The sequence below is a fragment of the Stenotrophomonas sp. 2YAF22 genome (assembly GCF_052114665.1).
GTDB lineage: Bacteria > Pseudomonadota > Gammaproteobacteria > Xanthomonadales > Xanthomonadaceae > Stenotrophomonas > Stenotrophomonas indicatrix.
In genome coordinates this window covers 1-9851 of record NZ_JBFRFE010000087.1, presented here as the reverse complement: position 1 = coordinate 9851, position 9851 = coordinate 1, and the positions used below count along the sequence as shown (strand labels likewise).

Below are 9851 nucleotides of genomic sequence, written 5' to 3'. Positions count from 1 at the left end.
CTAGTCCACTAGTCGGGCACAAGCCTGTACTCGTGGTCGAGTTCGATTCGCATGTCAGATGGATTCGACCGTACTGCAGATTGTGATCCCTGCTGTAGCCCATAACCGTCCTCGGCGCCCACAACTCGATATCCCCAGGCATCGCAGAGCGATCCCAGCTCATCACGATGTCGCGATGCTCACTGGTCGGATGCGTTTCCGGCGGCCGCTGCGCCATCGCCCGCGGCGCCAACACCACCAACGCACACAACACTGCCATCACCCACCACACCCGGCGGTTCACAGCGCACCTCCCGCGGCCGCGGTCTGCGGCGTGGYGGCAATCAACGCCTGCTCCTGCAGCAGTCGCGTCACCCGTGCCTGATGGCGGATGTCGGCGGGCAACTGCGCCACGGCCAGGGGCTCGCACTGCACGGTGCCCACCAGCATCACCACGCTGCGGCGCTCGCGCACCTGCAGCGGGCAGTGCAGCAGCCGGTCGTCCTGCAGCAGGTACAGGGTCGTTTCGCGTCGTGGGAAGTCGGCCACGAAGCCTCCATTGCTGCCGGTGCCGGGCACCGGCGCGTTGAGAATGCGGGCGCCGCGCAGCGGTGCACCGGCGATGTCGTGGGCGTTGCCGATGAAGGTGTAGGTCACTTCAATCGGCACCGGCATGCGCACCAGCCGCCCGGGCGACAGGAACAGCGGGCGCGCGCCGCCGACGCCGCTCACCCGCACGGCCGCGATGCTGTCCAGAGCGCTGGCGTCCTGCACTTCGGCGCGGTGCGATTGGTAGGCGGACACCGGCAGCAGGCGGCGTTCGCCCAGCTTCAGCCGCTGCCGGCGCAGTCCGCCTACCTGCAGTTCGGCGGCAACGCCGGTCAGGTCCAGATCGTCAGTGCCGTCCACCTGCACCGCCAGCCCGGCATCGGCGCCCACGCCTGCGCCCCAGTACAGCCCGCGCGAGCCGATGGCCAGGCCGGAACTGTGTGTGGCGCTGTACGCCACCTCGTTGCCGCCCTGGTGCTGGTAGCGCGATACCGTGGCACCGGTCTGGCCGATGCGGTTCTGCAGCTGCCCGCTCAGCGTGGCGCTGTACCGTTCGTTGTTGTTGCCGCGTAGTTCGCCGGACACTTCGCGGTACTGGTCTTCGTACTCCTGGCGCAGGGTCTGGCCGGCGCTGTAGTTGACGTCCGGTCGTGCGTGATGCGGCTGGCGCACATCCAGGCCGTAGCGACGCTGCGAGCTGCCGTGGTCGCCGCGCTGCAGGCGGTTGAGGCTGAAGTTGAAATAGATGCCGCGGTCACGCCCGTCGCGCAGGCCGCCGCCGCTGGTCTGCTGCCATACGCCGATGCGGCTGGAGACACTGAACTCGCCCCAGCGCTGGCTGCGGCTGTAGCTGGCCTGCCAGGTGCGGCTGAGCTGCGGCACGCGCGTGGGCTGTGGAATCCACGGCGGCAACAGCGGGTCCAGCCCCGCCAGCGGATCATCCCCCAGCCCCGGCTGCACGGTGCCTGCGCGCCAGGTCTGGCGACGGGTGTAGGCCAGATAGGCATTGCCGCCAGCCACCGGCAGCGCCATCGAGGCGCTGAGCGAATCAGCACAACCGAGCCGGTCGCGCGCATCGTCCTCGAACTGGCAGGCGCGGCCACGCATGCGCTGGTGGTACACATTCCACGAGGCGCGGAGACGATACGAAAGCTGATGCTGCTGGCCACGGCTGCCATCGCTGCCGTGCATGCCGCTGAAGGTGGCGCGGATCTCCTGGGTGGCGAAGACGTGGCGCAGGTCCAGCCGCAGTTCGCCATAGCTGAAACCGCCCAGATCGGCGAGGCCGGCCGTCATCGCCACGTTGCGCGACATCGGCACGCGCACGCCGCCCATCGCCGCCAGCTCATCATCGAAACGATCACTGCGGCGTTCGTTGCGGCGCCCGCCCTGCAGGAACCACTGCACGCTGCTGTCGGTCCAGTCGCCGCCCTTGTCGAACGGCGCGTCCTCGCTGCGCACCAGCACGCCGTCTTCGTAGATGCGCAGGGTGATGGTGTAGTTGCCCAGCGGGAACCGGCGCGTATCGAGCTGGTTGATGCCGGCCTGCAGGTAGAAGGTCTGCAGCAGGCGCTCGCCGTCGAAGGCATCCACCCGCGCATCACGTGCCAGCAGCACGGTGAGCGGCGTGGCCTGCACGGCGGCGRCGGCATCCACGTAGGCCTGCGTGGTACCCAGGCGCAGGCCCTGGAAGCGATCCATCGGCAGCATGCTGAAACTGAAGGTGCCGCCCTGCGGACTGCTCAGGTTGCGGCGATCCATGCGCCCGGCCTGCAGGTAGTGCTGCTGCCCCAGGTCATGGCGGTAATAGGCGTTGTCCAGCTGGAAGTCGCGGTTGGCGCGGCCACCGCGGTAATGCTGCTGGCTGAAGGTCCAGTCGGCGGACAGGTGCCCGCGCTGGAACACGCCCAGCGCACCCATGCCCTGCGCGGCCAGCGACTGGTAGCCGCGGCCGCCACTGACATTGAGCGTGTGCTGGTGCAGGAAGGCGTTTTCGGCATTGGCGCTGACCTGGTGGTAGCGCTCGGCGGCCGGCTCGCCGGGAATCCATTGGCGGGCGACGAACAGGCGCACGGCGCCCTCGCCTTCGTCATACAGCGCGCGCACGGCGGTGGGCTCCTCGGGGGGATCGATGTAACCGCAACCGGCACTGGCGCCGCCATAACGGCAGGCCAGATGGCTGTTGCGCGGCAGCGGCTGCGACAGCGCCGGCAACAACGCGGCCTGTGCCTCGGCCGGCAGCTGCAATGCCTGCAGCGCCTCGGCCGGGGCCTCCAGCTGCACGTGTTCCAAGGTCACGCGCACCGGCACCAGCCCGGTCGAACGACCGAACAGGCGTACCTCGAGTTGTTCGGTCTGGCCTTCGACCAGATCCTCGAAACCGGCGGGAACGCCGCGCGCCGCGACCAAGGGCGTGGCCAACGACAGGGCGAGCGCGACCGCCAGCCGGGTGACGGCGGGTGCGGGAGATTTCATGGGGGTGTTACCGGAAGCGGCCGGCCCGGCAAGCGGGCCGGCGCGGCAGCAGACTTAGGGCTTCTGCACCAGGGCGATGGTGACGATGCCTTCGTAGGTACCGCCCTTGGCGATCGGCGCCTGGACGGTCTGCGCGATACGCAGCGGCATCGGAATCGATGCGCCCGGCAGCGCGCCGTCGTAGAGGTCAGAGGCGGAGAAGTCCTGCGCGGCCACGGTCAGCGCCTTGCCGTTGAGGCTGACGGTCAGCGGCACCGGTGCGCCACTGCCATCGGTGTTGAGCAGCTGCGGCGTGCTGCCGACGCGCACTTCGATGTCCTTGTCTTCATCGTTGGAGTAGACGCGCACCTGCTGCGACCACGGCACCAGGCCAGTGACCGGGTTGTGGACCATGTTGACGACCGAATCCAGCGCGGTGCCATCGGCCTTGAGCAGGGCCAGGGTCGGGTCGACATTGGCCCAGACCTTGATGTCGGCGTCGAATGCATGGGCGGACAGCGAAACGGTGGCCAGCGCTGCAGCGAGCGTGGCCTTCTTCAGAATGGCGTGCATGGTTGTCTCTCTCGGACAGGGGGATATGAAAGCTCCCCTCCCCAAGGAGAAAGGGAGGGAAGCGCCGTCCGCAGAGGTGGGTGCGGCCGACGAGAGAATGTTAGGTACGCCTACCCCTCGCCGGCCATTCAAGCATTCCTAAATAGCTGAACGTTAAGGAGATTCCTTGAAGGCGTTCAATGTTTGAGGGTTATGCAAACTTCCTCATTCGGTCTTTGCAACAAACCTCATTGCGCGGCATGCACTTTGCAGAGTCGAGCCATGCTCGACGTACGGGTGCAATGCCGCCGTCTCAACGCGTGCCGACGATCCGCACATGATCCACGTCGATGTCGGTGGGCTTGAAGCGATGCGTATCCACTTCACCGTGCAGCTCCACCACGGTGGTCGCGCTGACGGCCTGGTGGCTGGGCAGATCCTTGTCGTCGATTTCCACATCGATCTCGCCGGTGGCGTCCTTGAAGCGGTAGCGCTCGTGGCCGATCTTGGCCACCAGCGTGCCCTGCAGCACCACCGGCTGATCGTCACGCTGGTCGCGCGCCTCGGCGACCGTGGTGACGGCACTGGTGGCGCCCGGGCCGGTGTACTGGGCAAAGGCCCCAGCGCTGAACAGGCTCAAGGAGGTAGCAAAGAGCGCGAGGGTGAGTCGTCGGTTCATGGTGTTCTCCATGCAGGGATAAGTACCCTCAGGTTCTATCGCCTCGAATGTGATGCCCATGCAATAGATCCGAAAAGATGTGAAAACGACATCCCATGTCAGAAATCATTCATTCCGGACCCGACGCGTCTTTCAGGAACGATTCCATGGCCGCCACCAGGGCCAGCGGCGTCTCGTTCATCGGGTAATGCCCGGCATCCTGCAGGACCTCCATCGTGGCCTGCCGGTAGCGGCGCAGATAGGTGCGCTCCATCAGTGCACGGTTGAAGGTGGGATCGTGACCACCCACCAGCACCTTCAACCGATGATTGCCGACGATCTCATTGCTGAAATCGGTATCCGCCCAGGCTGGAAGATAGGCAGCAAATGCTGCAGGTGAAGCATGTGCCGCCGAGTACGCGGCCTTCCAGTCGAGCCATTGCGCAGGCAGCCGTCCGCCGGTACTGCGATCGATGATGGTCCGACGGATGCCGACGTCCCCGGCTGCCGCTTCAAGCAGGCTTCGCGTCGCGGCGTCGTAGGCAATACCACCGCAGGGCACCGGCGCGATGGCCACCATGCCGCGCACCCGTTCCGGCGCAAGCACCGCCATGCGTTCTATGGCCATGCCGCCCATCGAATGACCGGCGACGCTGAAACGCTCGTGGCCGAGGGCGGTCATCAGATCCAATGCATCGGATGCAATCTCGTCGATGGTGTACGCGCCGGGCGCGTCACGCATGCCGCCGTAGCCCCGGCAGTCCATGAAGATGTAGCTGAAGTCGTTGCGCGACAGCCATGGCTCGATGGGCTCGAACGCGTGCGCGTCGCCGAACCAGCCATGCAGGACCAGGACAGGGTGCGATCCGTGCCCCACGCGATGAAAAGTATTGGCCATAGGGTTCCAGTGCAGTTGGGGGAATCCCCGATCCTAGGCAGCGCGCCTCAGTGGCGCCGTCGATGACGGGTCAATCGCTATAGAATCCGGGCCATGCGCAATTCGCTGCTTGATCCCTACGAAGACCTGCCACGCGATGTCGTGGTCACCTCGAACGACTACGCAGCGGAATCGACCTTTCCCCGCCATGCCCACCGGCGCGGGCAGTTCGCGTTCGCTGCGCGCGGCACCATCAGTGTCGCCACGCCGCAGGGGCGCTGGCTGGTTCCCCCACGGCGCGCCTGCTGGGTGCCTGCAGGCCTGGCGCATGAGATGACCATGCGGGGGCCGGTGACGATGCTCAACGCCTTCCTGTCTGCCGGGACGGCGACGGCGGTGGCGTTGCCAATGCAGTGCCGCGTGTATGCGGTATCGCCGTTGTTGCGGCAGTTGCTGGAGGCCGCAGTGGATCTGCCTGCGCTGTACGACGAGAACGGGCGTGAGGGCAAGCTGATGCAGTTGCTGGCTGCGGAAATCGCATCGATGCCGATGCTTTCCCTGCATGCACCGCTGCCTGTCGATGCGCGCCTTGCACGTGTCTGCCGCGCCCTGTTCGATACTCCCTCRCTGGCAGCGCGCCTCGATGACGTTGCCGCCGACGCAGGCATGAGCCGGCGCACGTTCACGCGCATGTTCCGCGCAGATACCGGGGTGGGTTTTGCCGAGTGGCGGCAGCAGGTGTGCCTGCTGTCGGCCATCGAGCGTTTGGCACAGGGACAGGCCGTGACCCGTATCRCCATGGACCTGGGGTATGCCAGCCCGAGTGCGTTTTCTGCGGCCTTCCGGCGTGTACTAGGGTGTTCGCCGAGCCGGTACGCGGAGGCGTAGTACCGGGCCCGCGTCTGGCTGCCGTGCGTGCTGTGCACGTGAGTCAAGCGTGGCTCGACGCTACAGATGCTCATGCGCACCTGGATGACATCAGGCCGCCTTGCGGCGGCCTGATGGGTCTCACTCAACGACACGATCTCAGAAGAAGATCGCGTACAGGATCAGCAGCGGAATCGGTACGCCCAAGAACCAGAGCAGAAGCGTCTTCATGGCAGGTCTCCTTGCATCAGATGCGGGTTACAGGTCGCGGCGACGGCCGCCCCAGGTGGCGCTGAGGCTGGCGAAGAACGCGCCGATCAGCAGGGTGATGAACAGCCACAGCGCGGCGTAGGCCGTGGCCTTGCGGGCGTCATCAGCAGCCTGCTTGGCGGTGGTCTTGGCCTTTTCCAGCGCGGCACGCATGCGGGTCTGCACATCGGTCACGCGGGCCTGCGCTTCGGCGGGGCTCATGCCCGTCTCGCGCGCGATCAGCTGCGACAGGTACTGGGTATCGGCCGGGTCCAGGCCATCTCCCTGCAGACTGTTGATGATGATGCGGTTCACTTCGGCACGCACTTCGCGACGGTCACCCATCGGGCCATTGCCCGGCATCGGGCGCGGCGGCGGGGCCATGCGGGCATCACGTGGGCCAACGCTGGCGGCGGCCGGGGGCGGCGGTGGTGCGGCAGGGTCCATCGGGCCGTTGCCCGGCGCTGCGCCCGGTGCCGGCGGAACTGGAGGTGCACCGGCTGCGTCCGGGCCCGGAGTGGTGGCATTGCGGAACAGCGAATCCACCCAGTAGTTGAGGTCGCCTTCCTGACCGCCGGCAGCCGCGGTGCCGACACCGGCAGCAGCAACACCTGCGGTGGAGACTGCGGCGCCTGCGGTGGCCCCAGCCACCTTTGCGCCGGCGCCCAGCACGCCGCCGATGGCCGAGGTCAGCAGACCGGCAGTGAGCAGCGTGGCCACGGCCCACGACACAAAGCCGTGCGCGGTGTCGCGGAAGTAGGTTTCATCGCCGTGCAGCTGCGTCCATTTGGTGCGCAGGCGACCGGCCAGATAGCCGCCAAGACCGGAAGCGGCCAGCGCGGTGAAGGTGAGCCACACGACGCTGGTCCAGCCGAAGGTTTCCTTGGAAACGCCCTCGAACGACCACGGCGAGACCGAGGACAGACCCAGGCCGACCCCCAGGATGAGCAGGATGAGAGACAGTGCGGCGGCGGCAACGGCGCCGGCCAGGATCGCGCCCCAGGACACGGCGCTTTCGCTGGTGGGCGGCACGATGGGAGGGGTGACGACAGTGACGACGTCGGGACCAAGCGGGCCGCGCTCAGGCGGGTCGAATCGGGTACTCATGGGGTCGAACGCTCCGTATCAGGTGCTGCGGGTGCAGCTGGCGTCCTGAGGCTGCGCGAGCGCTTGTGAAGCTGGTGAGACCCTTGAATCACGCGGTCTTGGCGCGGCGAACAGCGTGCCAACCAAAACAGAGGGCCGCAGTAGATCCAGGCCATGCGTGGATGTTTTTTTGGCGGATGCCGAAGCGTGCCAACCAAGGTTGGCATCTACCGAAGCGAAGCAAAAAAAAACGCCCCGCGGATGCGGGGCGCCTTCAGCACAAACTACGCAGAGCGATCAGCCCTGGTAGTCGCGCACGTCGTGACCGGTGTAGACCTGGCGCGGACGGCCGATCTTCATTTCCGGGTCGACCTGCTGTTCCAGCCAATGCGAGACCCAGCCGGAGGTGCGGCCCAGGGCAAACATGACGGTGAACATCTCGGTCGGGATCTGCAGCGCCTTGTAGATGATGCCGCTGTAGAAATCGACGTTCGGGTACAGCTTGCGGGCGACGAAGTACTCGTCCTGCAGCGCGGCCTGTTCCAGCTTCACGGCCACGTCCAGCAGCGGATCCTGCACGCCCAGCTGCTTGAGCACCTTGCCGGTCATCTCACCGATGACCTTCGCGCGCGGATCGAAGTTCTTGTACACGCGGTGGCCGAAGCCCATCAGGCGGAAGCCGGAGGTCTTGTCCTTGGCCTTGAGCACGGCCGATTCGACGTTGTCGGCCGAACCGATCTCTTCCAGCATCTTCAGCACGGCTTCGTTGGCACCGCCGTGGGCCGGACCCCACAGCGCGGTGACGCCAGCGGCGACCGACGCGTACGGGTTGGCACCGGTCGAACCGACCAGACGCACGGTCGAGGTCGACGCGTTCTGCTCGTGGTCGGCGTGCAGGATGAACAGCAGGTCCAGCGCCTTGACCACGTCCTGGTTCAGTTCGTACTTGCCGTCGGCCGACTCGAAGGTCTGCTTCAGGAAGCGGCTAACGTAGTCCAGCGAGGTGTCCGGCTTGTTGGCCGGCAGGCCCTTGCCGTGGCGGTAGATCAGCGCCGACAGGGTCGGCACCTTGGCGATCAGGCGCACGGCGGCCTGGCGGCGCTGTTCGGCGTCGGACAGGTCCAGCGAGGCGTGGTAGATGCCCGACAGCTGCGCGATGGCGGCGGTCAGGATGGCCATCGGATGGGCATCCTTGGCGAAGCTGCCGATCAGGGTGTTGATCGACGCATCGACGTTGGCTTCGGCTGCCAGCTCGTCGGTGAAGGCCTTCAGCTGCTCGGCGCTCGGGCGCTCGCCGTTGATCAGCAGGTAGGCCACTTCGACGTAGCTCGACTTCTCCGACAGCTGCTCGATCGGGTAGCCGCGATACAGCAGCACGCCCTTGTCGCCGTCGATGTAGGTGATGGCGGACTTGCAGCTGGCCGTCGCGGTGAAACCGGAATCGTAGGTGAAATACCCCGTTTCCTTGGTCAGCTTCGCGATGTCGACGCAGTCGTTGCCGAGGGTGGGTTTGATGACGGGCAGAACGACCGACTTATCGCCGGCGTTGAGCGTGACCTGATCAAGATCGGACACTGTGTGCGCTCCTTCATGGGAAGGCGCCTGCCCAAGCGCATTGGTCAGGCACGTGAATGACGTCCTCGGCCTGTGCCGGGGATCAGGTCATTATCGCACAGCAGCATTTGCCGGGCGCTAGACAGAAGTCGTAGACGACAGGCAGCCGGCACCCTGCCAGCGAGCGGCCGGGATCGGCAAACGCGTTGTCACAAGGACGCAGTGTTCCGTCCATCCAAACGCCCGTTGGGTAGGCGCTGGACAAAAACAAACGGCCGCGCAGAGCGCGGCCGTCGGTTCGAACCGGGTACGACGTATCAGCGCGCGTAGCGCTTCTGGAACTTGTCGATACGGCCCGAGGTGTCGATGACCTTGTGCTTGCCCGTGTAGAACGGATGCGAAGCCGAGGAAATTTCAACCTTCACCAGCGGGTAGTCGTTGCCGTCTTCCCACTTGATGGTTTCCTTCGTCGCCATGGTCGAGCGGGTCAGGATCTTGAAATCGGAGGTGACGTCATGGAAGACGACGTCGCGGTAGTTCGGATGGATATCGGCCTTCATGGGCTCACACCGTAAATGGGCTGGTGGTCAAGAGCGGCATTATAAGCACTGGTTGCCGCCCGGGGCAACCAGTGCGGGGGGCGAATCTCAGTCCGCGCCCAGGGCCTGGCGTACCAGGGCCTCGAAACGCCCCTGGTCGTAGGCCATCAGCAGATCACAGTTGTCGGGCTGGCCGGTCTGCCGGTTCCAGTCGACGATGGTGGCGCCACGGCTGAACGTGCCGTTCAGTTCCACATTCAGCGGCCGCGACTCGACCTGCAGCTGCCCTTCCGGGTTCAACGCCCAGGCCATGGCCAGCGCATCGGCGGTGTACCAACGGCCGCCCTTGCTGTCTTCGGACAGGCCACGGGTCTTGCGCGAGATCAGCTCGTAGAAGCGCGCGCGATCGGAATCGGCGCCCAGCCACTGTTCGGCTTCGGTCAGCGGCAGGCCGTGGGCAACGGTGGCTTCCCAGTCCGACACCAGC

At 66.0% G+C, this 9851-nt stretch carries 9 protein-coding genes; 1 reads left to right on the top strand and 8 read right to left on the bottom strand.

Annotation, left to right across the window (positions count from 1 at the left end):
- Positions 1–279: 279 nt before the first annotated feature.
- The 4 genes from AB4Y84_RS05660 to AB4Y84_RS05645 form a co-directional block, all read right to left on the bottom strand.
- Positions 280–3003 carry a TcfC E-set like domain-containing protein gene (locus AB4Y84_RS05660; RefSeq protein ID WP_442249858.1) on the bottom strand — a complete coding sequence of 908 codons (2724 nt, stop codon included), beginning with the start codon at positions 3001–3003 and terminating at the stop codon, positions 280–282.
- Between the two features lie 54 nt (positions 3004–3057).
- Positions 3058–3555 carry a CS1 type fimbrial major subunit gene (locus tag AB4Y84_RS05655; RefSeq protein ID WP_442244438.1) on the bottom strand — a complete coding sequence of 166 codons (498 nt, stop codon included), beginning with the start codon at positions 3553–3555 and terminating at the stop codon, positions 3058–3060.
- Positions 3556–3847: 292 nt separating this feature from the next.
- The gene (locus tag AB4Y84_RS05650) at positions 3848–4213 is read right to left on the bottom strand and encodes a NirD/YgiW/YdeI family stress tolerance protein (RefSeq protein WP_312787706.1); all 366 of its coding nucleotides are present in this window, start codon (positions 4211–4213) and stop codon (positions 3848–3850) included.
- Positions 4214–4322: 109 nt separating this feature from the next.
- Positions 4323–5090 (bottom strand): alpha/beta fold hydrolase, encoded by a 768-nt coding sequence (locus tag AB4Y84_RS05645; protein ID WP_312787708.1) that lies wholly within the window; start codon positions 5088–5090, stop codon positions 4323–4325.
- 93 nt (positions 5091–5183) lie between these two features.
- Between AB4Y84_RS05645 and AB4Y84_RS05640 the strand changes: the two genes are divergently transcribed.
- Positions 5184–5957, top strand: a complete 774-nt coding sequence (locus tag AB4Y84_RS05640; RefSeq protein WP_442249857.1) for an AraC family transcriptional regulator — start codon at positions 5184–5186, stop codon at positions 5955–5957.
- Positions 5958–6194: 237 nt separating this feature from the next.
- Here AB4Y84_RS05640 and AB4Y84_RS05635 read toward each other — a convergent pair whose 3' ends face one another.
- From AB4Y84_RS05635 to AB4Y84_RS05620, 4 genes are all read right to left on the bottom strand, one after another.
- Positions 6195–7292, bottom strand: coding sequence for a hypothetical protein (locus AB4Y84_RS05635; RefSeq protein ID WP_442244439.1), 1098 nt, complete (start codon positions 7290–7292; stop codon positions 6195–6197).
- Between the two features lie 276 nt (positions 7293–7568).
- Positions 7569–8846, bottom strand: coding sequence for a citrate synthase (locus tag AB4Y84_RS05630; RefSeq protein ID WP_033831906.1), 1278 nt, complete (start codon positions 8844–8846; stop codon positions 7569–7571).
- Positions 8847–9142: 296 nt separating this feature from the next.
- Positions 9143–9385, bottom strand: coding sequence for a type B 50S ribosomal protein L31 (locus AB4Y84_RS05625; RefSeq protein WP_010484049.1), 243 nt, complete (start codon positions 9383–9385; stop codon positions 9143–9145).
- Between the two features lie 87 nt (positions 9386–9472).
- On the bottom strand, positions 9473–9851 hold a 379-nt coding region (locus AB4Y84_RS05620; protein ID WP_442249856.1), incomplete at its 5' end, for a nucleoside hydrolase.